Source organism: Diaphorobacter sp. ED-3 (assembly GCF_027625375.1).
Taxonomy (GTDB): domain Bacteria; phylum Pseudomonadota; class Gammaproteobacteria; order Burkholderiales; family Burkholderiaceae_C; genus Diaphorobacter; species Diaphorobacter nitroreducens.
Map to the genome: position 1 here is coordinate 2,163,171 of NZ_CP115182.1, position 23,535 is coordinate 2,186,705.

Below are 23,535 nucleotides of genomic sequence, written 5' to 3' on the forward strand. Positions count from 1 at the left end.
TTCAGGGAAAGGGTGGAGACGGTGCCCGGTTGGCTATACGCATGCCGCGGCGTTTCTATAACGATCAAGCCTAGACAAGGAGCTTGCGATGCGTCTCACAACCAAAGGCCGTTTTGCGGTCACCGCCATGATCGATCTGGCCCTGCGCCAGAACAACGGGCCCGTCACCTTGGCGGCCATCAGCCAGCGCCAACAGATTTCGCTGTCCTATCTGGAGCAATTGTTCGGAAAGCTGCGCCGCCACGAACTGGTGGAATCCACGCGCGGCCCTGGCGGCGGTTATACGCTCGCCCGCAAGGCGGGCGATATTACCGTGGCAGACATCATTGTCTCCGTGGACGAGCCCATTGATGCCACGCAGTGCGGTGGCAAGGAAAACTGCCTGGGCGAGGCGGGCCGTTGCATGACGCACGAGCTGTGGGCCTCTCTGAACCAGCGCATGGTGGAATTCCTGGATTCCGTCACGTTGCAGAAACTGGTGGACGACCAGCTCGCCAAGGGCGTGCAAATCGAAGACAAGCCGGTCACGCGCCGCGCGATCTCCACCACGCCGGTGGTCAAACCGATCCGTGTGAACGCACCCAATTCGGTGTTTGCCCTCGGCAACGCGTTCGCCAAATCTTGAGCTGCAGGCTGACCTGCGCCGGCCACGGGCTGCGCGCGGGGCGGGTTCGCCACGTCGATCCTATTGCCTTTTGATGCCAGCCAGAACTTTTCACTGAGCCAGCCATGGACATGACTCCGCATTTCCCTATCTATCTTGACTACGGCGCCACGACCCCCGTGGACGGACGGGTCGTCGACGCGATGATTCCCTGGTTGCGCGAACACTTCGGCAACCCGGCGTCGCGCAGCCACGCCTGGGGCTGGGAGGCCGAAGAGGCCGTGGAGCAAGCCCGCGGCCATGTGGCCGATCTGATCGGCGCCGACCCGCGCGAGATCGTGTGGACCTCGGGCGCCACTGAATCCAATAACCTCGCCATCAAGGGCGCTGCCCATTTCTACCAAGGCAAGGGCAAGCATCTCATCACCGTGAAGACGGAGCACAAGGCCGTCCTTGACGTGATGCGTGAACTGGAGCGCCAAGGCTTCGAGGTGACCTACCTTGATGTGCAGGAGAACGGCCTGCTCGACATCGAGGAGTTCAAGGCCGCCATCCGCCCTGACACGATCCTGGCCAGTGTCATGTTCGTGAACAACGAAATCGGCGTGATCCAGGACATTCCCCAGCTGGGTGCGCTTTGCCGCGAGAAGGGCATCATTTTTCACGTGGATGCCGCGCAGGCCACCGGCAAGGTCGAAATCGACCTGACCCAATTGCCCGTGGATTTGATGAGCCTGGCTTCGCACAAGACTTACGGACCCAAGGGCATCGGAGCCCTCTACGTGCGCCGCAAGCCGCGCGTGCGCCTGGAAGCGCAGATGCATGGTGGCGGCCACGAGCGCGGCATGCGTTCGGGCACGTTGCCCACCCACCAGATTGTGGGCATGGGCGAGGCCTTCCGCCTGGCCAAGCTGGAAATGGCCCAGGATTTGGAAAAGGTCCAAGCGCTGCAAAAGCGTCTGCTGGACGGTCTGAAGGATGTGGAGCAGGTCTTTATCAACGGCGACCTGGAGCGGCGCGTACCCCACAACCTGAACATGAGCTTCAACTTCGTGGAAGGCGAATCCCTGATCATGGGCATCAAGGGACTGGCGGTGTCTTCCGGGTCGGCTTGCACTTCGGCGAGCCTGGAACCCAGCTATGTGCTGCGCGCCCTGGGCCGCAGCGATGAGCTGGCCCACAGCAGCCTGCGCATGACCATTGGCCGTTTCACGACGGAAGAAGAAATTGACTACGCGATCAGCACCATCCGGCACAACGTCGCCAAGCTGCGTGAGTTGAGCCCCCTCTGGGAGATGTACCAGGATGGGGTGGACCTGAGCACCATCCAATGGGCGGCTCACTGACCACACGCGGAACGACGGAATACAGGAGAAACACACCATGGCTTACTCGGACAAAGTGATTGACCATTACGAGAACCCCCGCAATGTGGGTTCCTTCGACAAGGGTGACGACTCGGTGGGCACCGGCATGGTCGGTGCGCCGGCTTGCGGCGACGTGATGAAGCTGCAGATCAAGGTGAACCCCGATACGGGCGTGATTGAGGATGCGCGCTTCAAGACCTACGGCTGCGGCTCCGCCATTGCGTCCTCGTCGCTGGTGACGGAATGGGTCAAGGGCAAGACGCTGGATGAGGCTGCCTCGCTCAAGAACAGCCAGATCGCCGAAGAGCTGGCGCTGCCGCCGGTGAAGATCCACTGCTCCATCCTGGCGGAAGACGCCATCAAGGCCGCCGTCAACGATTACAAGGCCAAGCACGGAGCGGCTGTCGAGGCCGCCTGAAGACCATGGCGATCACGCTGACCGAAGCTGCCGCGCGCCATGTGACGCGCTACCTCGCCCGGCGGGGAAAGGGCGTGGGCGTGCGCCTGGGTGTCAAGACCACCGGGTGCTCAGGCCTGGCTTACAAGCTTGAATATGTCGATGAGCAGGCACCCGAAGACGTTGTGTTTGAAAATCACGGCGTCAAGGTGCTGATCGATCCCAAGAGCCTTGCTTATATCGACGGGACCGAGTTGGATTTTGTGCGCGAGGGCCTCAATGAAGGCTTTCGCTTCAATAACCCGAATGAGCGCGACCGCTGTGGTTGTGGAGAGAGCTTCCGCGTGTGAGCACGCCGTAGGCCGCTTATTGCACAGGACCGCCATCGCCCGCCGCGCTGGCGGTTTTTTTTATTGCCATGAACCTCCAATCCGACGATTTCGAACTTTTTGGTGTGCCACGCCGCTTTGCGCAGGACCGCGACGCTCTGGACGCGCGGTGGAAGGACCTGCAGCGCGAAGCCCATCCCGACCGGTTTGCGGCGCAGGGCGCCGCCGCCCAGCGTGTGGCGATGCAATGGTCGGTGCGCATCAACGAGGCATACCAACGCCTGAAGGATCCTTTGAAGCGGGCGGCTTACCTTTGCGAACTGGGCGGCTCGCCCATCCGCGCCGAGGACAACACCGCCATGCCCGCGGCCTTCCTGATGCAGCAGATGGAGTGGCGCGAAGCCCTGGATGAGGCCCGCAGTGCTGCGGAGCTTGACGCGCTGGACGACACCACCCATATGGCGCGGCAAGTGGCGTTGGCCCGTTGTGCGGAACTGCTGGACCAGCAGCAGGACTATGCCGGCGCAGCCCGCGAGGTCAGAGCCCTCATGTTCATTGCGCGATTTGCGCACGACATCGATTTGCGCCGAGAGCAACTGGGACAATAGGCGCTTTATTCGGTCACTCCTGCCTGGGCGTGCGCTTGCGGGCCCCGGCTTTTCCACACTCATTTCATGGCGCTTCTGCAGATTTCTGAACCAGGGCAATCGCCCGATCCTCACCAGCGGCGCGTTGCCATCGGCATTGATCTGGGCACCACGCATTCGCTGGTGGCGGCGGTGCGCAACGGGGTCGCCGAGTGCTTGCCCGATGCGCAGGGCAGGGTGCTTTTGCCTTCCGTCGTTCGCTACCTGGGCGGGGGCGGGCGGCAGATCGGCTACGAGGCCGCTGCAGCGCAGATGCAGGACCCGGCCAACACGGTGTCATCCGTCAAGCGATTCATGGGCCGGGGCCTGGGCGACATCACGGGGCGCGAGAAGCTGCCTTACAACTTCATTGCAGCGACCGACAGTGGCGGAATGCTCTCGCTGTCCACCGCGGCAGGCGTGAAATCGCCGGTGGAAGTCAGTGCCGAGATCCTTGCCACGCTGCGCTACCGTGCCGAAGACAGTTTCGACAGTGACCTTTACGGCGCCGTGATCACGGTGCCCGCATATTTCGACGACGCGCAGCGCCAGGCGACCAAGGATGCCGCCCATCTCGCGGGCCTGAATCTGCTGCGCCTGATCAACGAGCCGACGGCCGCCGCGATTGCCTACGGGCTGGACAACGGAGCCGAAGGCGTCTATGCCGTGTACGACCTGGGCGGTGGCACGTTCGATATCTCCGTGTTGCGCCTGGCGCAAGGGGTGTTCGAAGTCATTGCCACCGGGGGGGACTCGGCCCTGGGCGGCGACGATTACGACGCGGCTCTGGCTGAGTGGGTGATGCAGCAGACAGGTGTTCGGGCGAGTACGCCCGAGGACAAGACGGCGGTGCGCTTGGCCGCGCGCGCCTGCAAGGAAGCGCTGACTGCTACTGATAATGTAGCTTTTACCGCAGATGTGGCGGGCGCTACAGTGCAATTTGATGTTAAGCGTGAAGATTTTGCTGCAGTGACAGCGGATCTCACCCAGCGCTCCCTGGCGGCGGTGCGCCGCACTCTGCGCGATGCGCAGATCGAGCGCGATGAGATCAAGGGCGTGGTGCTGGTCGGCGGCTCCACGCGCATGCCGGTCGTGCGCGCCGCAGTGGCCGAATTCTTCGGCCGTGAACCGCTGACCAACCTCAACCCGGACGAAGTGGTCGCCATCGGCGCGGCCATCCAGGCCAACCAACTGGCCGGCAACGATGCGGCCGGCGATCTGCTGCTGCTGGACGTGATTCCGCTGTCGCTGGGCATCGAAACCATGGGTGGGCTGGTCGAACGCATCATCGGCCGCAACGAGACCATTCCCACGGCCAAGGCGCAGGACTTCACCACCTACAAGGACGGCCAAACCGCTCTTGCCATTCACGTGGTGCAGGGCGAGCGCGACCTGGTGCAGGACTGCCGCAGCCTAGCGCGCTTTGAGCTGCGGGGCATTCCCCCCATGGCAGCGGGCGCGGCGCGCATCCGCGTCACGTTCACGGTCGATGCGGATGGTCTGCTCAGCGTGGCTGCGCGCGAGCAGGCCAGCGGTGTGGAGGCGCGTATTGACGTCAAGCCGTCCTACGGGCTCAGCGACGAGCAGATCGCGCGCATGCTGCAAGAGGGCTTTGCGACCGCGCAGCAGGACATGCAGACGCGCGCATTGGTTGAAGCCCGTGTGGATGCCGACCGCCTGCTGATCGCCACGCAGAGCGCACTGGACGTGGACGGCGATGTACTAGCGGCTGCGGAGCGCACGGCGATCGACGACCTGATGCATGCACTGCGCGCCACGCTGGAGACCAGCACCGACGCGGCGGCTGTCGAGGCCGCGGCGCAGGCCCTGGCCAAGGGCACCGAGGCGTTTGCTGCGCAGCGCATGAACCGCGGTATCCGCCAAGCCCTGGCAGGCAAGAACGTCAGCGCCCTCTGAGCGCACAAACCTCATCCATTGATTTAAACACCCATGCCCGTCATCAAGATCCTGCCTCATCACGAATACTGTCCCGAGGGCGCGGAAATCACCGCGCCGGCCGGCACCTCAATTTGTGAGGCATTGCTGGACAACGGCATCAAGATCGAGCACGCCTGCGATATGAGCTGCGCCTGCACGACCTGCCATGTGGTCGTGCGCAAAGGATTCGAATCGCTCAATGATGCGGAAGAGGAGGAGGAAGACCTGCTGGACCGCGCGTGGGGCCTGGAGCCGCAATCGCGCCTGTCGTGCCAGGCCATCCTGGCGCAGAGCGATGTGACGGTGGAGATTCCTAAGTACTCGATCAACCACGCCAAGGAGAACCACTGATGTCCCGGCAGATTGTTCTGGACACGGAGACCACCGGCCTGTCGGCGGAAGGGGGCGACCGCATCATCGAGCTGGGCTGCGTGGAACTCGTCAACCGCAAGCTCACCGGCAACAATCTGCATCTGTACCTGAACCCCGAGCGCGACAGCCATGAGGACGCGCTGAAGGTGCACGGCATCAGCAATGAATTCCTGCGCGACAAGCCCAAGTTTGCCGAGCGGGTGCAAGACATCCTGCAATACCTGCAGGGCGCGGAACTCATCATCCACAACGCGAGCTTCGACGTGGGCTTCCTGGACAAGGAGCTGGAACTGGTCGGCCTGGCGCCGCTGTCCGCGCATGTCGGGGGCGTGATCGACACCCTGGCCATGGCCAAGGAGATGTTCCCGGGCAAGCGCAACTCGCTGGACTCGCTGTGCGACCGGCTGGGCGTTGACAATTCCAGTCGTACGCTGCACGGCGCCTTGCTGGACGCGGAGTTGCTGGCGGATGTCTACATCAACATGACCCGCGGGCAGGATGCCCTGCTGATCATGGATGAGGCCACCGCCGGGGCAGGAGGCACCACCGTGGCCGCGGTAGATCTGAGCCGCATTGCACTGACGGTGCTGACCGCCAGTGCGCAGGAGCTTGCCGAGCATGAGGAAGTACTCGTGCAGATCGACAAGTCCAGCAGCGGTAAAACAATTTGGCGGACTTTGTCTGAGGCGTAAGAAAGCTATGCCATAATCGCGGGCTGTCGCAGCAACGACACGGGTGATTAGCTCAGCGGTAGAGCACTGCCTTCACACGGCAGGGGTCACATGTTCGATCCATGTATCACCCACCAGTTTTGTCAGGGCCTGTACTCGCAAAAATACAGTCCCTTTGGGTGATTAGCTCAGCGGTAGAGCACTGCCTTCACACGGCAGGGGTCACATGTTCGATCCATGTATCACCCACCAATCCGAACCCCTTGCAGCCCGTATGGCCGCAAGGGGTTTTTTCTTGGCGCTGAGGTCGTGAGGGACTGCCGGCGTCGATGACAATCCGGCAGTCGCGATTGATTTGGCCGCCGTCGATGATCACCTTCCATAACCCGCTGCAGCACACCCACGCTCCCGAGCACGAATTTTTCCGCGGCGAGCGTGTACCCTGTTTCGAGAACCCGACGCGCGCGGCCTATGTGGAAGCCGCTTTGACTGCGCGGGGTCATGTACTGCACCCCCCGGATGTGGATTGCACGGAGGTACTGGCAAAGATCCATGCGCCGCGCTACCTGGCTTTTCTGGCTTCGGCGTGGCAGCAGTGGCTGTCGCTGGGTGAAGAGCAGAACCGTGTGCAGCCGTTTCCGTCGGTATGGCCGGTACGCACATTGCGCTCGGATATAGAGCCCGACAATTTCATTGCCAAGCTGGGGCTGTACTCCATGGACAACGGCTCGCCGCTTGCAGCGGGCACCTGGACGGCAGCCAAGGCAGGCGCCGACGCGGCGGCCAGTGCCGCGGCGCGCCTGGCGGCTGGCGAGCGCGCCGCGTTCTGCAGCACACGCCCGCCGGGGCACCATGCAGGTCCCGATTTCATGGGCGGGTACTGCTTCTTGAACAACGCGGCCGTGGCGGCCCAATGGCTGCGCGACCACGGCGCGGCCCGTGTGGCCGTGTTGGACGTGGATTACCACCACGGCAATGGCACGCAGAGCATCTTCTATGACCGTGCGGACGTGCTCTTCGTCAGCATCCATGGCGATCCCCGCACCGAATACCCGTTTTATCTGGGACATGCCGATGAAACCGGCGCGGGCCTCGGTGCGGGCTGCAACCTGAACCTGCCTCTGCCGGCCGGCACCGATGCTGCCACTTGGTTTGCGGCCTTGGAGCAGGCCTGCGCGCGCATCGCCGCTTTTGGAGCGGATGCCCTGGTGGTCTCGCTGGGACTGGATACCCATGAGGGCGATCCGATCTCGCGCTTTCGGCTGGCGACGACGGATTTTCTGCGGCTGGGTGCGCGGCTGCGTGGTGTGGGACTGCCCACTGTGTTGGTGCTGGAAGGCGGCTACGCAGCGGCGGAGCTGGGAACGAATGCGGTGAATGTGCTCGAGGGTTTCGAGCAGGCATGACAACGGAGGCATGAGCGATGAGTGAGACGGTCGATTGCGTCGTGGTGGGCGCGGGGGTGGTGGGGCTGGCGGTGGCGCGCGCATTGGCGCTGCAAGGGCGCGAGGTCTGGCTGCTGGAGGCGGCCAATGCCATTGGCACCGAGACGAGTTCGCGCAACAGCGAGGTGATCCACGCCGGCATCTATTACCCGCAGGGTTCGCTCAAGGCGCGCTTGTGCGTACAAGGCAAGGCGATGCTGTACGACTACTGCAGCGAGCGCGGCGTGCCCCATAGTCGCTGCGGCAAGCTCATCGTGGCCACGTCGACCGAACAGCAGAACGCGCTGACGGGCATCAGAGCGCGCGCGCAGGCCAATGGCGTGGATGATCTGCAATGGCTCTCGCGGGAGGAAGCACGTGCGCTGGAGCCCGAACTGGAATGTGTGGCAGCGCTGCTCTCGCCCAGTACCGGCATCGTGGACAGCCATGCCCTCATGCTGGCGTTGCTGGGCGACCTGGAGAACGCGGGTGGTGTTCTGGCATTGAATTCGCCTCTGGCCAAGGCCCGTTGCACGCCACAAGCTATCCATTTGGAAGCAATGGATGGCACGTGCATCAGTGCGCGCACCGTGGTCAACGCGGCCGGTTTGCATGCGCCAGTCCTCGCGCGCCAGTTCGAGGGGTTGTCCGCGGTGCATGTACCGCAGGCGGCCTATGCCAAAGGCAACTATTTCACGTTGTCCGGCCGGGCACCCTTCAGCCATCTCATCTATCCCGTACCGGAGGCGGCGGGGCTGGGCGTGCACCTGACGCTCGACCTGGGGGGGCAGGCCAAGTTCGGCCCCGACGTGCAATGGGTGGAAGGCCCCGAGGACCTGGTGGTGGATGCGAGCCGCTCCGAGGCCTTTTACGCCGAGGTGCGCAAGTACTGGCCTGGCCTGCGCGACGGTGCACTGGCGGCGGGCTACGCCGGCATACGCCCGAAGATCCACGGCCCCCATGAGCCCGCGGCGGACTTCCTGATCCAGGGGCCGCGCGATCACGGAGTCTCGGGGCTGGTCAACCTGTTTGGCATCGAATCACCTGGGCTGACCAGCGCGTTGGCAATCGGTGCGCACGTGGCCGGTCTGCTGCACCAAGACGCCGTGTCATGATGCAACGCGGTCATTTTGTGATAGCGGCCATGCCCTGCGGCGCGAGCACTGGGCTAAGATGAGATACCCGCCTACATGGTTTGCCATGCACGGCGTATTACCATTGTTTCCTGCTATGAAAGGCTCGCGTATGACCACCGTATCCGAAACCATTTCCTCCACCCAGGCAGAACTCGAAAAGCTGGTAGGCGACCTGCGCGGTCTGCTGGCCAGCAAGGATCTGGACGGTATTCCCGAGATCAAGCAACTGCGCCAGCGTCTGGATGACGGCATCCATTCGGTGCGCGATTCCGCCGTGCGTGCCGCTCAGGAGGCAGCCCTGCAGGCCAAAGATGCCGCGCGCGCCGCCGACCGTTATGCCCACGATGAGCCCTGGCGCGTTGCCGGCGCTGCGCTGGCCGTAGGGGCGCTGGTGGGCTTCATGCTGGCCCGCCGCTGACCGGTAGCGCAATGGCAGGGCGAATCGTCAACGCTGCGGCGCGCTCCAGCGCCTGGGAGGGGCTTGCATGAACTGGTTGTCCCTGCTCGGCCTGGAAGGCTGGGTTGCACGCTGGCGGGCCGCCATCATCGAAGGCGTGATCGCGGCGGAAGACCGTATCGAACTCGCACGGCTCGAATGGGCCGACCAGAAGCGCCGCATGGCCCAGCTGGTGGTGCTGCTGGTTCTCTTTGGGTGCGTGGCCGTGATCGCCCTGCTGCTGTTGTCACTGGCTGTGCTGGTCCAGTTCTGGGATTCACCGCAGCGCGTGCTGGTGGCATGGTTGCTGGCAGGCGGCTGGTTGCTGGCCTGGGTGGCAGTGGCGGTGGTCCTGGTGTCCATCGGCCGACAGGCGGGTAATGCCTTTGCCCTTACGCGGCGGGAGTTGCAGCAGGACTGGCGCACCATCAAGGAGCAGTTATGAGCCCCTCTTCCCTGAACTCTGGGCAGCCGACGCGCGTGCCCACCCCGCAGCAGCAGAAGGTGCTGGACCGCATTCTGGTGCAGCGTGAGCGGCTGCGTGCTCGGCGCGCGGCCCTGCGCCAGGCGCGCGCCGTGGCCGCAGGCGCGGAAGTTCGGGTGGAACCCGATGCGCCGCTGGCGGCCCGGCTGGTGGCGTTTGCGCGCCTGCATCCCGTTGCGGTGGCAGCGGTGGTGGGCGCTGCGGTGCTGGCGGGGCCTCAACGGCTGGTGCGCTGGGCCACCCTGGTGATGCCGCTGGTCATGCGCATGCGGCGCGGCTAAGGCCTTGTTCCACAGTCTCTATCAGGCCGCATCGCGGCCTTTTTTCTTGGCCCGTTTTTAACGCAGATCGCGGATCGCCTTGGCCGCACGGCCCACGAGGGCAGGGCCTTCATAGATCAGGCCGGTGTAGATCTGCACGACATCGGCGCCTGCGCGGATTTTGCTCACAGCATCTTCGGCGCTCAGAATGCCGCCCACACCGATGATCGGGAAAGCCGGGCCCAGCGCGGCACGCAACTGGCGGATCACGGCGTTGCTGGCTTCCAGCACGGGTGCACCGCTCAGGCCTCCAGTCTCGCCGGCATGGCGCAGGCCCTGCACGGCGTCCCGGCGGATGGTGGTGTTGGTGGCAACCACGCCATCCATGCCGTGGCGCTGAAGTGTGGTGGCAATCACGGCCACTTGGGCCTCGTCCAAATCCGGCGCAATTTTCACGAAGATGGGCACGCGGCGGCCCTGGGCGGCGGCGAGCTGTTCGCGGCGCTCGGCAATGGCGCCCAGCAGGCCGTCAAGAGCCGCATCGCTCTGCAGAGCGCGCAGGTTCTGCGTGTTGGGCGAACTGATATTCACCGTAACGTAGTCGGCATGCGGGTACACGCCCTCCAGGCAGGTGAGGTAGTCGCGCATGGCGTCTTCGATGGGCGTGGTGGCGTTCTTGCCGATGTTCAGACCCAGCAGCAGTTTGCTCTGGCCGCGGCCCTGTGTGCGGACCTGCGAGCGCTGCACGTTGGCCACGAAGGCATCCAGCCCTTCATTGTTGAAGCCCAGGCGATTGATGAGCGCACGCGCCTCGGGCAGGCGGAACATGCGCGGCTTGGGGTTGCCGGGCTGCGCACGGGGCGTGACGGTGCCAACCTCCACGAAGCCGAAGCCCATGGCGGCCAGCGCGTCGATACAGCGGGCGTTCTTGTCGAGCCCCGCCGCGAGGCCCACGCGGTTGGGGAAACGCAGGCCTGCCAGTTCGATGGGGTCGCTCACGGTTTCGTTGCACCAGGCCCATTGCAGCGGCGTGCGCTGGCCGCGCGCCAGCATGTCCATGGTGAGTTCGTGGGCGGCTTCGGCGTCCATGCCGAAGAGAAAGGAGCGGGCGAGGGCGTAGGGCAGCAGAGACATGGGGATAATTCAATGATCTTTCCGGATTTTCCCCCATGACTGCACCCACATCCCTTTCCCAAGACGAACTCAAGACCCTGGTCGGCCAAGCTGCACTGCAATATGTGGTGCCGGGCGAACTGCTGGGCGTGGGGACCGGCTCTACCGTCAACAAGTTCATTGACGCGCTGGCATCTATCAAGGACACCATCCGCGGCGCGGTTTCCAGCTCCGAAGCCAGCACGGCGCGGCTGAAGGCGCTGGGCATCCCCGTGCTGGACGCCAACGACGTGCGCTCGCTGTCGGTGTACATCGATGGCGCCGACGAGATCGACGGCAACGGCTACATGGTCAAGGGCGGAGGGGCGGCCCTCACGCGCGAGAAGATCGTCGCCGCGCTGGCACGGCGCTTTGTGTGCATAGCGGACGAGTCCAAGCTGGTGAACGTGCTGGGCGCGTTCCCGCTGCCGGTGGAGGTCATTCCGATGGCCGCCGCGTACATCGCGCGGCGCTTCGAGTCGCTGGGGGGGCAGGCGACGCTGCGTCTCAAGGATGGCCAACCGCTCGTGACCGACAACGGCCAACACATACTGGATGTGCGCGGCCTCACCATCAGCGATCCGCTGGCGTTCGAGACCGAGGTGAATCAATGGCCGGGGGTGGTGACGGTGGGCGTGTTTGCGCTGCAGAAGGCCAACGTCTGCCTGCTGGGCACGGCACAGGGCGTGCGTACGCTGTCCCTGTAAGACGGTGGACGGCAGTGGCGCGGCAATGCCGCGCCGAGCATCCCCTCGCTTTTAGAAAATGATGCCGGCCGGATTGGAGGGAGACGGCCCCGTGGGCGCTGCCGGTGGCGCTGAGGGGCGTCGTGCGGGAGCAGCGGACGCCTTGTCCGCAGCCGGTGCTGCAGGCTGCGCAGGCACCGCAACGAGCGGGGCTGCCGCAGGACGGCGGTAGTTCGGCGGCAATTGCGACTGCTTGGGGTAGCCGGCGGCGTCCAGGTACTGCGTCCACTCGGTGTCGGAAAATCCCCGCAGCTGCTGTGCGCCAATGGTGCCGAAGGGCAGGCTGGATTCACCGCTCATGCGCTTGAGCGCGTCGATGTCCTCGTTGGTGCTGACGGTGCGCTCGGTGAAAGGAATGCCACGGTTGATGAGCAGATTGCGCGCGCTGTTGCAGGGCACGCAGTCGCTGCTGGTGTACAGCGTCACGGGAAAGCGCGTGGCCACCTGGCGCAGAGCGTAGGGCAGGGCCTCGACGCCGCTGCCGCCGCTGCGTGGTCCGGCGCCGACCGCTGTGCCCTCGGCGTTTGCGGCGGGAGCGCGGTCGGAGAAGGTCACCTTGCCATCCGGCCCGACGATGCGGTACACCTGCTGGGCCAGCGCGGCCGTGGACAGCAGGGCGGCCGTGGCGCAGGTGGTGGCCAACATGGCAGCGTTGCGAATGATGGACATGGGTTCCTCTCCTCTTGGTTTCTTAAAAATAATAGCTGGTCGCGCTTGCTGCAAGCCATTTTGAAGTAGAAAGCAGGCGCAAACGCCCGGCAGACAAGCGCGAACCGCTCACTTTTATGCTGCCATGCCCTGGTGGCGCAGCAGCGCGTCCAGTGTGGGTTCGCGGCCGCGGAAGGCCTTGAAGGAGTCCATGGCGGGGCGGCTGCCGCCCGCTTCCAGGATGGCCTGGCGGTAGCGCCGGCCGGTCTCCGCGCTGGGTTCCCCGCCCGCGCCGGCAGTTTCCTCGAACGCGGCATACGCGTCGGCGCTGAGTACTTCGGCCCATTTGTAGCTGTAATACCCCGCCGCGTAGCCGCCCGCGAAGATATGGCTGAACGTGTGGGCCGAGCGGCTGAAGGCGGGAGGTTTGAGCACGGCCACTTCGTCGCGCACGCGGTCCAGCAGCGCCAGCACGTCGCCTTGGGGGTCGTGCTCGGTGTGCAGCAGCATGTCGAACAACGCGAACTCGATCTGGCGCAGCGTGGCCATTCCGGCCTGGAAGTTCTTGGCCGCGATCATCTTGTCGTACAGCGGGCGCGGCAGCGGCTCGCCCGTGTCCACATGGGCGGTCATGTGGCGCAGCACTTCCCATTCCCAGCAGAAGTTCTCCATGAACTGGCTGGGCAGTTCCACGGCGTCCCATTCCACGCCGCTGATGCCTGACACGTCGCGCTCGTTCACCTGGGTGAGCATGTGGTGCAGGCCATGGCCGAATTCATGGAACAGGGTGATCACGTCGTCGTGCGTGAGCAGGGGTGGGCGCCCGTCCACCCCATCGGCGAAGTTGCACACCAGATGCGCCACCGGTGTCTGCAGCAGGCCCGTGTCCGGGCGCAGCCAGCGGGCGCGCGCATCGTCCATCCAGGCCCCGCCGCGCTTGCCCTGGCGGGCAGGCTGGTCCAGGTAGAACTGACCCACCAGCTCGCCGCCGCGCTCGATGCGGTAGAACTCCACGGCGCTGTTCCATACGGGCGCAACGTCGCGGCGGATGGCCACCTCGAACAGCGTCTCGACGATCTTGAACAGCCCGGCCAGCACCTTGGGCGCCGTGAAGTACTGCTTAACCTCCTGCTCACTGAAGGCGTAGCGCGCTTCCTTGAGTTTCTCGGAGATGTAGGGCCAGTCCCAAGACTGGGGGTTGGCCAGGCCCAAATGCTCAGCGGCAAAGGCGCGCAGGTCGGCTACGTCCTTCTCCGCAAAGGGCCGGGCGCGATGCGCCAGGTCCCGCAGGAAGTGGATGACTTGCTCGGGCGACTGCGCCATCTTGGACACCAGTGACACCTGGCCGAAATTGCCATAGCCCAGCAACTGCGCCTCTTCCTTGCGCAGCGCGAGGATCTCGCCCATCACGGCGGTGTTGTCGAAACGCGCGGCGTCGCCGCTGGCCTGGTCCGATGCGCGTGTGACGTAGGCGTGGTAGAGCTTCTCGCGCAGGGCACTGCTGGTGGCGAACTGCATCACCGGCAGGTAGCACGGCATCTTCAGCGTGAGCTTGTAACCGTCCTTGCCCTCGGCCTGGGCCGCGGCGCGGGCGGCGTTCTGCACGTCGGCCGGCACGCCGTCCAGCTCCTCGGCCGTGGCGTAGTAGGCGTAGGCGTCGGTGGCGTCCAGCGCGTTCTCGCTGAACTTTTGTTGCAACTCGGCCTGGCGTTCCTGGATGGCGGCAAAGCGCTCCTTGGCTGCGCCCTGCAGCTCGGCGCCCGACAGCACGAAGTTGCGGATCGCATTGCTGTGCGCCTGTCGCTGTTCCGGGTTGAGCGTGGCGGGGTCGATCGCCTTGTATTTGGCGTACAGGCGCTCGTCGGCGCCCAGACGGGTCCAGAACTCGGTGACCTTGGGCAGCGCCTCGTTGTAGGCGGCGCGCAGCTCGGGCGTGTCCGCCACGCTGTTGAGGTGGCTGACGGCGCCCCATGCGCGGCCCAGTTCCTCGGTGGCGACATCCAGTACCTGCGCAATCGCATCCCAGCGGGCCGGGAAGTCCGGCTGGGTGACGGTTTCCAGTGCGGCGTCTGCGCGTTGCAGCAGCACATCCACCGCAGGGGCTACGTCGGCGGGGGTGATGCGGTCGAAGGGAATGTGGCCCGAGAAGTCGAGGAGGGGATTGCTCATGCTGGCTTAGATGGCGTTGCCGTGAGTGGGTTCAAGCCGTTGGCGCAAACGCGCGCCCACCGGCACTCGGGTCAGGGGTGCCTCGCGTCAGAGGCGCTCAGCCGCTTCCAGGGTGTTCACCAGGAGCATGGTAATTGTCATCGGGCCCACGCCGCCGGGCACTGGCGTGATGTAGCCCGCCACCTGCTTGACGCCCTCGAAGTCCACGTCGCCGCAGAGCTTGCCTTCGTCATTGCGGTTCATGCCCACGTCGATCACCACGGCGCCGGGTTTGACCATGTCGGCCGTGAGCACGTTGCGCTTGCCCACGGCAGCCACCACCACATCGGCCTGGCGCGTCATGGCGGCAAGATCCGCCGTGCCGCTATGGCAGACCGTGACGGTGGCGTTGGCTGCCAGCAGCATCATGGCCATGGGTTTTCCCACGATGTTGGAGCGACCGATGACCACGGCGTGCTTGCCGCGCAGATCCTTCATACCGATGGATTCGAGCATCTTCATGCAGCCGTAAGGCGTGCAGGCCTTGAAGCCCACCTGGCCCACCATCAGTGCCCCGGCGCTGGCGACGTGAAAGCCGTCCACATCCTTGAGGGGCGAGATCGCTTCGATGACCTTGTGGTCGTCGATGTGCTTGGGCAGCGGCAGTTGCACCAGGATGCCGTGGATGCTGGGGTCGTTGTTCAGCGCCTGCACGCGCGCCAGCAGCTGTTCTTCGGTCATGCTGGCGTCGTACTTTTCCAGCACCGAGTGAAAGCCCACGTCCTCGCAAGCCTTGACCTTGTTGCGCACGTACACCTGGCTGGCAGGGTTGTCGCCCACCAGCACCACTGCGAGGCCAGGGGTGATGCCGCGGTCTTTCAGCGCGGCCGTGCGCGCGGCGACTTCAGTGCGCAGTTGGCGGGAGAGGGCGTTGCCGTCGATCAGTTGGGCTGTCATTGATGAATCCACGATACAAATGAAAAAGCTGCCTGGCGCTTGTCTGGTATGCGCAGGCAGCTATCAAAAACGGAGCAATTAGGCCTTGGCGCTACCTGGCCCCAGGGCAATCTTGAGCAGGTCGGCCACGGTGTTGGCGTTGAGCTTTTCCATGATGTTGGCGCGGTGCGCCTCCACCGTCTTGATGCTGATGCCCAGGTCGTCGGCGATCTGCTTGTTCAGGCGGCCGGCAACGATGCGCTCCAGCACCTGCGCCTCGCGGCTGGTGAGTTTGGACAGCAGCGCGTCGCGGCTGGCGGCCTGCTGGTAGTCGGCAAAGGCTTCGCGTGCATGGTCCAGCATGCGCTCAACCAGGCCCAGCAACTCTTCTTCGTTGAAGGGTTTCTGGATGAAGTCCAGCGCGCCCTTCTTCATGGTGTTCACGGCCATGGGCACGTCGCCGTGGCCGGTGATGAAGACGATGGGCAGGGGCGACTTGCGTTCGACCAGGCGGTCCTGCAGCTCCAGGCCCGTCATGCCGCCCATGCGGATGTCCACGATCAGGCAGGCGACTTCGCGCGGGTCATAGCGTGCGAGGAACGATTCCGCCGAATCAAAGCAGCGTACACGGTAGTCCTTGCCCTCCAGCAGCCACTGGAGCGAGTCGCGGACGGCTTCGTCGTCGTCGACGACATAGACGGTGCCTTTTTTCGGAATCAAACTCATGCAATAGTCCTTGGGGTTGACGTTGCTGCGGAATTGATAGTGGCATCCGCAGCAGTGGCGAGCGGAAGCCAGAAGGAGAACCGGCAGCCGGTGACCTCCGATCCATTGTAGAGGTTCTCCGCGTGCATCCGGCCCTGGTGCGACTCGACGATGCTGCGGCACAGGTTCAGGCCCATACCCATGCCTTCGCTCTTGGTGGAGAAGAATGCCTCGAACAGGTGCGCCAGCACTTCCGGGGCCAGGCCCTTGCCCGTGTCCTGCACCGAAAACTCGATCACCCCGCGGCCATCCACATGGCGCGGCACCACGCGCAGCTCCACGCTGCGCCCGGATGGGGGGCGGTGGGCCTGGGCGATGGACTCGGCGCCGTTCTTCATCAGGTTGATGAGCACCTGCTCGATCAGGATCGTGTCGGCCATCACCTGGGGCAGGCGGGCGGCGACGTAGTGCGTCAGGTGCACGTTGTGGCGCCGCAACTCGATGTCGGCCAGTTCCACCGCTTCGCTCACCATCTCGTGCACGTCGGCCAGCGTGCGGTTGGGTTCGCTTTTTTTCACGAAGGCGCGGATGCGCTGGATGATCTGGCCGGCGCGCTGCGCCTGGTGGGCGGTCTTTTGCAGCGCCGTGAGCAGTGCCTCCTCGCTGATCTGGCCGCCCTGGATGCGCGAGACCATGCCGCTGCAATAGTTGCTGATGGCGGTGAGCGGCTGGTTGAGTTCGTGGGCCACGCTGGAGGCCATCTCGCCCATGGTGATGAGGCGGCTGACCGACTGGGCGCGTTCGGCCTGGCGCGCGGCCTGCTCCTCGGCCTGGCGGCGCGGCGTGATGTCGGTGGCAATGACCATTTGCGCCAACCGGCCGTCCACCCAGTTCAGGTAGCGCGAGCGCACCTCCAGCCACTTGCCCAGATCGGGCAGGTAGATCTCGGCGTTCTCCGAACGGGCGCTGGTCAGCGAGTCGGTGGGCAGGCCCATCAGACCATCTTCGTCGTCCATGCCGCCGGAACTGTAGGAGGTGGGCAGCACGCCCGCCTGCGCCACCAGCTGCAGGTGGCCGCTGGTCTGCGAGCCGAACCATTGGCGGTACAGGCGGTTGGCAAACAGCAGCTCCTCGCTCCCCAGCGGCGCCACGGAGACGGAGGCGTCCAGCGCCTCCAGCACGATGGTGAAGCGCTCATGCGAGGCGGTGAGTTGCTCGCGCACGCGGTTGGGCTCGGTGATATCGGTCATCGAGGTCATCCAGCCTGTCTGGTGACCGCGTGCGTCGATCAGCGGTGAGACGTACAGGCGCGCATCGAACAGCGTGCCGCTCTTGCGCCGCACGCGTACCTGGAATCCACCGGGCACGGTCTTGCCCGAGAGTTCGTCGCGCAGATTGGCGTGCAGCGACTCATATTCGCCCTCGGGCCAGTAGCTGTAGGGCGGGGTCTGCCCGACCAGCTCGGCCTCGGTCCAGCCTGTCATCTGGCAGAACGCGGCGTTCACATATGTGATGCGGCCCTCCAGGTCCAGCGCGCGCATGCCGGTGAGGATGGAGTTCTCCATCGCCCGGCGGAAGTTGGTTTCTGCCACCAGTGCTTCCTGGGCCTGCAGCCGCCTGCGCGTGTGCCGCCAGGTGGCGATGAGCATCCATGCCGTCATCACGCTGAGCGTGCCCACTAGCCAGAACAGCCCGCTGCCCACCACGCCCAGCGACGTACGGTACGCCTGCGCCCGCATCACGAGGCCGTTGCCCACCGGGGAGACCGGGATCTCGTACTGGTTGGCCTTGGTGGTCCAGGGCAGCAGCGCATTGGTGCGCGGGGGCAGGGGCGTGCCCGCCAAGGTGCGGCCATTGCCGTCCAGCAACGTGACGGCGTAGCGCGCCAGCACCTCGGTGGGAGTGCCGTAGCGCAGCAGGCTGTCGATGGAGTATTCCGCCAGCACCACGCCGCCGAACTTGCCCTGGGGCGACAGGGGCACCTGCAGTTGCAGCAGGGGCGCGCTCTCGCCCTCGGTGGCCGTGGGTTGCGAATACAGCGGCTGTTGCAGGTCGCGGACGGCGTTGAAGAGGTTGGTGGTCTCGCCGGGCTTGAGCACCTCCCCGCCCACGCGCAGCTGGCTGCTGGTCACGGCGGGCGCGGCGTGGCTGGCGCGGATGCGCCGGCGCTCGTCAATCCAGGTGATGGCCTGCAGCTCGGGGTATTGGCTGATGAGCGGCTCGGCGCGGCTGCCGAAGTCCGCGCGCTCCACATCCTGGTTGGATAGATCGCGCGCGATGCGCATGATCTGCTCTTGCCGCTCCAGCAAGCGCAAACGCACGCGCTGCTGGGCGTATTCCACGTCGCGCCTGAGGGCTTCCTTCTCGCGTTCCACCTCTTCCGTGCGCAAATACCAGAACGAGGCCACGATGGCAGCGAGGAACATCAGCACCGATGCCACGGGCGCCAGCGCCGCGAACCGGTCCTGGCGCGTGGGCGAGAGGCTGCGCCACCAGGCACGCCACCAGCGCGCCGGGGTTTTAACGGCAGACACGGTGGAAGATGGCGCGACAGGAGACTCCATGGGCGCGGAGTTTAAAGGCTTCGCGGGGGTGATTTCATCTGAAGAAATAATGTGCAATTGCAGCAATTTTTCATATTAAGAGATGAAAAAGCATCATTTGAAATGATGAAAATTTGTGCGAAACTCGCGCCCGTATTACCGTTATTGCCACTGAATCAAGGAGACAGGTATGTCTGATCCGACCAAAGTCCTGACCGCTACCGACATCGACCAACAGGAAACCCGCGAATGGCTGGACGCGCTGTCGGCAGTGATCGACAAGGAGGGGCCGGAGCGTGCCCACTTCCTGCTGGAGCAATTGCTGGAGCAGGCGCGCCAGAGCAGTATTGACCTGCCGTTCTCCGCCAATACGGGATACGTGAACACCATCGAGCCGGACCAGGAGGCCCGCTGCCCCGGCAATATCGCCATCGAGAAGCGCCTGCGCGCCTACATGCGCTGGAACGCCATGGCCATGGTGGTGCGCGCCAACCGCCTGCATCCGCATGACGGCGGCGACCTGGGCGGCCACATCGGCTCCTTCGCTTCGCTGGCCTCCATGTGGGGCGCGGGCTTCAACCACTTCTGGCATGCCGAGAGCGAAGGCCACGGCGGCGACTGCATCTACTTCCAGGGCCACAGCGCGCCCGGCATCTATGCCCGCGCCTACCTCGAAGGCCGCATCACCGAAGACCAGCTGGAAAACTTCCGCCAGGAGACCGGCGGCAAGGGCTTGTCGAGCTACCCGCACCCCAAGCTGATGCCGGGCTTCTGGCAGTTCCCCACGGTGTCCATGGGCCTGGGGCCGATGATGGCCATCTACCAGGCGCGCTTTCTCAAGTATCTGGATGCGCGTGGCATCGCCGACACCAAGAACCGCAAGGTCTGGGTATTCCTGGGCGACGGCGAGATGGATGAGCCCGAGAGCAAGGGCGCGATCAGCCTGGCCGCGCGTGAAAACCTGGACAACCTGATCTTCGTTATCAACTGCAACCTGCAGCGCCTGGACGGCCCGGTGCGCGGCAACGGCAAGATCATCCAGGAACTGGAGGGTGCCTTCCGCGGTGCGGGCTGGCATGTCATCAAGCTGCTGTGGGGCAAGGGCTGGGACGAGCTGCTGGCACGCGACAAGAGCGGCAAGCTCAAGCAGCTGATGATGGAGACGCTGGACGGCGACTACCAGACCTACCGCGCCATGGACGGCGCGTATATCCGCAAGCATTTCTTCGGCAGGTACCCCGAGACGGCCAAGCTCGTGGAGCACATGAGCGACGACGAGATCTGGGAACTGCGCCGCGGCGGCCACGAGCCCGAGAAGGTGTATGCCGCCTTCCATGCGGCCAATGAACACCAGGGTCAGCCCACGGTGTTGCTGGTCAAGACCGTCAAGGGCTATGGCATGGGCAAGGCCGGTGAGGGCAAGAACACCGTGCACCAGACCAAGAAGCTGTCGGACGAGGACATCAAGTACATCCGCGACCGCTTCAACATCCCGATCCCCGACAGCGAGCTGGACAAGCTGCCCTACTACAAGCCGGCCGACGACACGCCGGAAATGAAGTACCTGCACGAGCGTCGCAAGGCCCTGGGCGGCTACCTGCCGCAGCGTCGCACGCACGCCGACGAGAGTTTCACCGTGCCGGCGCTGGAGACGTTCAAGGCCGTGCTGGAGCCCACCGCCGAGGGCCGCGAGATCTCCACCACCCAGGCCTACGTGCGCTTTCTCACGCAGCTGCTGCGCGACAAGGCCCTGGGTCCGCGCGTGGTGCCCATCCTGGTGGATGAGGCGCGTACCTTCGGCATGGAGGGGTTGTTCCGCCAGATTGGCATCTACAACCCCAAGGGCCAGCTCTACACCCCGGTCGACCGCGACCAGGTGATGTACTACAAGGAAGACAAGGCCGGTCAGATTCTTCAGGAGGGCATCAACGAGGCGGGCGGCATGTGCTCGTGGATCGCTGCGGCGACGTCGTATTCGACGAACAACCGCATCATGATCCCGTTCTACGTGTACTACTCGATGTTCGGCTTCCAGCGCTTTGGCGACTTCGCCTGGGCCGCGGGCGACATGCAGGCGCGCGGCTTCTTGCTGGGTGGCACCAGCGGTCGCACCACGCTCAACGGCGAAGGCCTGCAGCACCAGGACGGCCACAGCCACATCCTGGCCAACACCATTCCCAACTGCGTGAGCTACGACCCGACCTTCGCGCACGAGGTGGCGGTCATCATGCAGGACGGCCTGAAGCGCATGGTGGAGAAGCAGGAAAACGTCTACTACTACATCACGCTGCTCAACGAGAACTACGCCATGCCGGGCCTGCAGCCGGGCACGGAAGAGCAGATCATCAAGGGCATGTACCTGTGCAAGGCCGGCGCGGACGGCGACAAGCGCGTGCAGCTGCTGGGTTCGGGCTCGATCCTGCGCGAGTCGATCGAGGCGCAGAAGCTGCTCGCCGCCGACTGGGGCGTGCAGGCCGACGTGTGGAGCTGCACCAGCTTCAACGAGCTGACCCGCGAGGGCCAGGACGTGGCGCGCTGGAACCTGCTGCACCCGCTGGAGGCGCAGCGCACGTCCTTCGTGGCGCAGCAGCTGGGCAAGAGCACCGGCCCCGTGGTCGCCTCGACCGACTACATGAAGAACTACGCCGAGCAGATCCGCGCCTTCATTCCCGATGGGCGCTCCTACACCGTGCTGGGCACCGACGGCTTTGGCCGCAGCGACTTCCGCTACCGCCTGCGCGAGCACTTCGAGGTCAACCGCCACTACATCACCGTGGCCGCGCTGAGCGCACTGGCCGACGAGGGCAAGCTGCCCAAGGCGAAGGTGGCCGAGGCGATTGCCAAGTACGGCATCCAGACCGAGAAGATCAACCCCTTGCACGCCTGATGGCCCGGGAGACAAGACAATGGCATTGGTAAACATCCAGGTTCCCGACATCGGCGACTTCGACGAAGTCGGCGTGATCGAGCTGCTGGTCAAGGTGGGCGACACGGTGAAGGCGGAGCAGTCGCTGATCACCGTGGAGTCCGACAAGGCCTCGATGGAAATCCCGTCGAGCCACGCGGGTGTGGTCAAGGAACTCAAGGTCCAGTTGGGCGACAAGGTTAAGCAGGGCAGCGTGATCGCCGTGCTGGAGGCTGCGGGCGAAGCCGCTGCTTCTGATGAAAAACCGGCTCCAGCGCCCGCCGCACAAGCGCCGGCAGCTATCGAAACGCAAGCGCCGGTCGCGCCTGCTGCACTCGCCGCCCCTGCTGCGGGTGGTGGCGCGGTTGAGGTGCGTGTGCCCGACATCGGTGACTTCAAGGACGTCGCCGTGATCGAATTGCTGGTCCAGCCCGGCGATGCGGTCAAGGTGGAGCAGTCGCTGTTCACCGTGGAGTCCGACAAGGCCTCGATGGAGATCCCTTCGCCCGCCGCCGGCGTTCTCAAGGAGCTCAAGGTCAAGATCGGCGACAAGATCAACGTGGGCGACCTCGTGGCGGTGCTTGAAGGTGCCGCCCCTGCACCGGCGGTCGCTCCGGCGCAGGCTTCTACACCAGCGGCCGCTTCCGCTTCCGCTCCGGCCGCTGCCGCGCCCGTGGCGGCTCAGGCCTCCGCGCCCGCACCGGCTGCGGCAACGGCAACGGCGCCCGTGCCGGCCCACCAGCCCTCGACGCCCACGCCGGGCTTGCCGCACGCCAGCCCCTCGGTGCGCAAGTTCGCCCGCGAACTGGGTGTGCCGCTGGCGGAGGTCAAGGGCACGGGCATCAAGGGCCGCATCACGCAGGATGACGTGGCGGCCTTCACGCGCCAGGTGATGAGCGGTGCGCTGCAGACCCAGGCGCAGGGCAGCAAGGCGCCCGCTGCGGGTGGCTCTGGGGTGGGCCTGGACCTGCTGCCGTGGCCCAAGGTGGACTTCGCCAAGTTCGGCCCCATCGAGCGCAAGGAGCTGTCGCGCATCAAGAAGATCAGCGGCGCCAACCTGTCGCGCAACTGGGTGATGATTCCCCACGTCACCAATAACGACGAGGCCGACATCACCGAGCTGGAAGCCTTCCGCGTCTCCACCAACAAGGAGAACGAGAAGAGCGGCGTCAAGGTCACCATGCTGGCCTTCGTCATCAAGGCCGTGGTCGCGGCGCTGAAGAAGTTCCCCGAGTTCAACGCCAGCCTGGACGGCGACGCGCTGGTCTACAAGCAGTACTTCCACATCGGCTTTGCGGCCGACACGCCCAACGGCCTGGTGGTGCCTGTGCTGAAAGATGCCGACAAGAAGGGCATCCTGCAGATCAGCGCCGAGATGGCCGAGCTGGCCAAGAAGGCCCGCGACGGCAAGCTGGGTGCGGCCGACATGCAGGGCGGCAGCATGTCGATCAGCTCGCTGGGCGGCATTGGCGGCACGCATTTCACCCCCATCATCAATGCGCCCGAGGTGGCCATCCTCGGCCTGTCCAAGAGCCAGATGAAGCCCGTGTGGGACGGCCAGCAGTTCGTGCCGCGCCTCATGCTGCCGCTGAGCCTGTCGTACGACCACCGCGTGATCGACGGCGCCTCTGCCGCGCGCTTCAACGCCTACCTGGGCCAGGTGTTGGCGGACTACCGCCGCATCCTGCTGTAAGGACGGAGCACAACA

At 64.9% G+C, this 23,535-nt stretch carries 22 protein-coding genes and 2 tRNA genes; 18 read left to right on the top strand and 6 right to left on the bottom strand.

Annotated elements, in window-relative coordinates:
- Window positions 1-88: 88 nt before the first annotated feature.
- The 15 genes from iscR (at window position 89) to PCQ86_RS10695 (ending at window position 10,065) form a co-directional block, all read left to right on the top strand.
- A complete protein-coding gene (gene iscR / locus PCQ86_RS10625; RefSeq protein ID WP_011805376.1) occupies window positions 89-625 on the top strand; it encodes a Fe-S cluster assembly transcriptional regulator IscR in 537 nt (178 codons plus the stop codon).
- A gap of 104 nt (window positions 626-729) precedes the next feature.
- On the top strand, window positions 730-1,950 hold the full coding sequence (locus PCQ86_RS10630) for an IscS subfamily cysteine desulfurase (RefSeq protein ID WP_220638908.1): 1,221 nt from the start codon (window positions 730-732) through the stop codon (window positions 1,948-1,950).
- A 37-nt stretch (window positions 1,951-1,987) separates the two neighbouring features.
- A complete protein-coding gene (gene iscU, locus PCQ86_RS10635) occupies window positions 1,988-2,389 on the top strand; it encodes a Fe-S cluster assembly scaffold IscU (RefSeq protein WP_011805374.1) in 402 nt (133 codons plus the stop codon).
- A 5-nt stretch (window positions 2,390-2,394) separates the two neighbouring features.
- The gene (iscA, locus tag PCQ86_RS10640; protein ID WP_011805373.1) at window positions 2,395-2,718 is read left to right on the top strand and encodes an iron-sulfur cluster assembly protein IscA; all 324 of its coding nucleotides are present in this window, start codon (window positions 2,395-2,397) and stop codon (window positions 2,716-2,718) included.
- A 68-nt stretch (window positions 2,719-2,786) separates the two neighbouring features.
- A complete protein-coding gene (gene hscB, locus PCQ86_RS10645; protein WP_011805372.1) occupies window positions 2,787-3,305 on the top strand; it encodes a Fe-S protein assembly co-chaperone HscB in 519 nt (172 codons plus the stop codon).
- A gap of 66 nt (window positions 3,306-3,371) precedes the next feature.
- Window positions 3,372-5,240 carry a Fe-S protein assembly chaperone HscA gene (gene hscA, locus PCQ86_RS10650; protein WP_270173683.1) on the top strand — a complete coding sequence of 623 codons (1,869 nt, stop codon included), beginning with the start codon at window positions 3,372-3,374 and terminating at the stop codon, window positions 5,238-5,240.
- A gap of 33 nt (window positions 5,241-5,273) precedes the next feature.
- Window positions 5,274-5,612 (top strand): ISC system 2Fe-2S type ferredoxin, encoded by a 339-nt coding sequence (fdx, locus tag PCQ86_RS10655; protein ID WP_011805370.1) that lies wholly within the window; start codon window positions 5,274-5,276, stop codon window positions 5,610-5,612.
- Complete coding sequence (dnaQ, locus tag PCQ86_RS10660; RefSeq protein WP_011805369.1) at window positions 5,612-6,325, top strand: DNA polymerase III subunit epsilon; 714 nt, start codon at window positions 5,612-5,614, stop codon at window positions 6,323-6,325. Before fdx ends, dnaQ begins: the two co-directional genes overlap by 1 nt.
- Before the next feature lie 41 nt (window positions 6,326-6,366).
- Window positions 6,367-6,441, top strand: a tRNA-Val gene (locus tag PCQ86_RS10665).
- A gap of 40 nt (window positions 6,442-6,481) precedes the next feature.
- Window positions 6,482-6,556, top strand: a tRNA-Val gene (locus PCQ86_RS10670).
- Between the two features lie 116 nt (window positions 6,557-6,672).
- A complete protein-coding gene (locus tag PCQ86_RS10675) occupies window positions 6,673-7,710 on the top strand; it encodes a histone deacetylase family protein (protein ID WP_270173684.1) in 1,038 nt (345 codons plus the stop codon).
- A gap of 17 nt (window positions 7,711-7,727) precedes the next feature.
- Window positions 7,728-8,843 carry an NAD(P)/FAD-dependent oxidoreductase gene (locus tag PCQ86_RS10680; RefSeq protein ID WP_011805367.1) on the top strand — a complete coding sequence of 372 codons (1,116 nt, stop codon included), beginning with the start codon at window positions 7,728-7,730 and terminating at the stop codon, window positions 8,841-8,843.
- Between the two features lie 130 nt (window positions 8,844-8,973).
- A complete protein-coding gene (locus PCQ86_RS10685) occupies window positions 8,974-9,282 on the top strand; it encodes a DUF883 domain-containing protein (protein ID WP_015913196.1) in 309 nt (102 codons plus the stop codon).
- Between the two features lie 67 nt (window positions 9,283-9,349).
- Window positions 9,350-9,745: a phage holin family protein gene (locus PCQ86_RS10690; protein WP_011805365.1), complete on the top strand. Its 396-nt coding sequence runs from the start codon at window positions 9,350-9,352 to the stop codon at window positions 9,743-9,745.
- Complete coding sequence (locus PCQ86_RS10695; RefSeq protein WP_011805364.1) at window positions 9,742-10,065, top strand: hypothetical protein; 324 nt, start codon at window positions 9,742-9,744, stop codon at window positions 10,063-10,065. Before PCQ86_RS10690 ends, PCQ86_RS10695 begins: the two co-directional genes overlap by 4 nt.
- A 57-nt stretch (window positions 10,066-10,122) precedes the next feature.
- Here PCQ86_RS10695 and PCQ86_RS10700 read toward each other — a convergent pair whose 3' ends face one another.
- Entirely contained in the window at window positions 10,123-11,178 is a 1,056-nt protein-coding gene (locus PCQ86_RS10700) for a quinone-dependent dihydroorotate dehydrogenase (RefSeq protein WP_270173685.1), read from the bottom strand.
- A 35-nt stretch (window positions 11,179-11,213) separates the two neighbouring features.
- Between PCQ86_RS10700 and rpiA the strand changes: the two genes are divergently transcribed.
- Window positions 11,214-11,903: a ribose-5-phosphate isomerase RpiA gene (rpiA, locus tag PCQ86_RS10705; protein WP_047350345.1), complete on the top strand. Its 690-nt coding sequence runs from the start codon at window positions 11,214-11,216 to the stop codon at window positions 11,901-11,903.
- A 51-nt stretch (window positions 11,904-11,954) separates the two neighbouring features.
- Here the strand turns inward: rpiA and PCQ86_RS10710 are convergent, their stop codons facing one another.
- The 5 genes from PCQ86_RS10710 to PCQ86_RS10730 all read right to left on the bottom strand — a co-directional run bounded on the left by PCQ86_RS10710 (window position 11,955) and on the right by PCQ86_RS10730 (window position 18,943).
- Window positions 11,955-12,611, bottom strand: a complete 657-nt coding sequence (locus PCQ86_RS10710; RefSeq protein WP_270173686.1) for a glutaredoxin family protein — start codon at window positions 12,609-12,611, stop codon at window positions 11,955-11,957.
- A 114-nt stretch (window positions 12,612-12,725) separates the two neighbouring features.
- Window positions 12,726-14,759 (bottom strand): M3 family metallopeptidase, encoded by a 2,034-nt coding sequence (locus PCQ86_RS10715; RefSeq protein ID WP_270173687.1) that lies wholly within the window; start codon window positions 14,757-14,759, stop codon window positions 12,726-12,728.
- Window positions 14,760-14,846: 87 nt separating this feature from the next.
- A complete protein-coding gene (folD, locus tag PCQ86_RS10720; protein ID WP_011805359.1) occupies window positions 14,847-15,695 on the bottom strand; it encodes a bifunctional methylenetetrahydrofolate dehydrogenase/methenyltetrahydrofolate cyclohydrolase FolD in 849 nt (282 codons plus the stop codon).
- Window positions 15,696-15,773: 78 nt separating this feature from the next.
- On the bottom strand, window positions 15,774-16,400 hold the full coding sequence (locus tag PCQ86_RS10725) for a response regulator transcription factor (RefSeq protein ID WP_011805358.1): 627 nt from the start codon (window positions 16,398-16,400) through the stop codon (window positions 15,774-15,776).
- On the bottom strand, window positions 16,397-18,943 hold the full coding sequence (locus PCQ86_RS10730) for a PAS domain S-box protein (RefSeq protein WP_015913204.1): 2,547 nt from the start codon (window positions 18,941-18,943) through the stop codon (window positions 16,397-16,399). The genes PCQ86_RS10725 and PCQ86_RS10730 overlap by 4 nt, the downstream gene beginning before the upstream one ends.
- A gap of 169 nt (window positions 18,944-19,112) precedes the next feature.
- On the opposite strand from PCQ86_RS10730, the gene aceE reads away from it, so the two are divergent.
- Window positions 19,113-21,809, top strand: a complete 2,697-nt coding sequence (aceE, locus tag PCQ86_RS10735) for a pyruvate dehydrogenase (acetyl-transferring), homodimeric type (RefSeq protein WP_270173688.1) — start codon at window positions 19,113-19,115, stop codon at window positions 21,807-21,809.
- Window positions 21,810-21,828: 19 nt separating this feature from the next.
- The gene (aceF, locus tag PCQ86_RS10740) at window positions 21,829-23,520 is read left to right on the top strand and encodes a dihydrolipoyllysine-residue acetyltransferase (protein WP_270173689.1); all 1,692 of its coding nucleotides are present in this window, start codon (window positions 21,829-21,831) and stop codon (window positions 23,518-23,520) included.
- Window positions 23,521-23,535: the final 15 nt, after the last annotated feature.

Coding starts and splice junctions, on each gene's coding strand:
- rpiA (WP_047350345.1), top strand. CDS start 11,214: ATGACTGCACCCACATCCCTTTCCCAAGACGAACTCAAGACCCTGGTC.
- iscA (WP_011805373.1), top strand. CDS start 2,395: ATGGCGATCACGCTGACCGAAGCTGCCGCGCGCCATGTGACGCGCTAC.
- hscB (WP_011805372.1), top strand. CDS start 2,787: ATGAACCTCCAATCCGACGATTTCGAACTTTTTGGTGTGCCACGCCGC.
- aceF (WP_270173689.1), top strand. CDS start 21,829: ATGGCATTGGTAAACATCCAGGTTCCCGACATCGGCGACTTCGACGAA.
- aceE (WP_270173688.1), top strand. CDS start 19,113: ATGTCTGATCCGACCAAAGTCCTGACCGCTACCGACATCGACCAACAG.
- folD (WP_011805359.1), bottom strand. CDS start 15,695: ATGACAGCCCAACTGATCGACGGCAACGCCCTCTCCCGCCAACTGCGC.
- fdx (WP_011805370.1), top strand. CDS start 5,274: ATGCCCGTCATCAAGATCCTGCCTCATCACGAATACTGTCCCGAGGGC.
- PCQ86_RS10695 (WP_011805364.1), top strand. CDS start 9,742: ATGAGCCCCTCTTCCCTGAACTCTGGGCAGCCGACGCGCGTGCCCACC.
- PCQ86_RS10630 (WP_220638908.1), top strand. CDS start 730: ATGGACATGACTCCGCATTTCCCTATCTATCTTGACTACGGCGCCACG.
- dnaQ (WP_011805369.1), top strand. CDS start 5,612: ATGTCCCGGCAGATTGTTCTGGACACGGAGACCACCGGCCTGTCGGCG.
- PCQ86_RS10700 (WP_270173685.1), bottom strand. CDS start 11,178: ATGTCTCTGCTGCCCTACGCCCTCGCCCGCTCCTTTCTCTTCGGCATG.
- hscA (WP_270173683.1), top strand. CDS start 3,372: ATGGCGCTTCTGCAGATTTCTGAACCAGGGCAATCGCCCGATCCTCAC.
- iscU (WP_011805374.1), top strand. CDS start 1,988: ATGGCTTACTCGGACAAAGTGATTGACCATTACGAGAACCCCCGCAAT.
- PCQ86_RS10680 (WP_011805367.1), top strand. CDS start 7,728: ATGAGTGAGACGGTCGATTGCGTCGTGGTGGGCGCGGGGGTGGTGGGG.
- PCQ86_RS10725 (WP_011805358.1), bottom strand. CDS start 16,400: ATGAGTTTGATTCCGAAAAAAGGCACCGTCTATGTCGTCGACGACGAC.
- PCQ86_RS10685 (WP_015913196.1), top strand. CDS start 8,974: ATGACCACCGTATCCGAAACCATTTCCTCCACCCAGGCAGAACTCGAA.
- PCQ86_RS10715 (WP_270173687.1), bottom strand. CDS start 14,759: ATGAGCAATCCCCTCCTCGACTTCTCGGGCCACATTCCCTTCGACCGC.
- PCQ86_RS10730 (WP_015913204.1), bottom strand. CDS start 18,943: ATGGAGTCTCCTGTCGCGCCATCTTCCACCGTGTCTGCCGTTAAAACC.
- PCQ86_RS10675 (WP_270173684.1), top strand. CDS start 6,673: ATGATCACCTTCCATAACCCGCTGCAGCACACCCACGCTCCCGAGCAC.
- PCQ86_RS10690 (WP_011805365.1), top strand. CDS start 9,350: ATGAACTGGTTGTCCCTGCTCGGCCTGGAAGGCTGGGTTGCACGCTGG.
- iscR (WP_011805376.1), top strand. CDS start 89: ATGCGTCTCACAACCAAAGGCCGTTTTGCGGTCACCGCCATGATCGAT.
- PCQ86_RS10710 (WP_270173686.1), bottom strand. CDS start 12,611: ATGTCCATCATTCGCAACGCTGCCATGTTGGCCACCACCTGCGCCACG.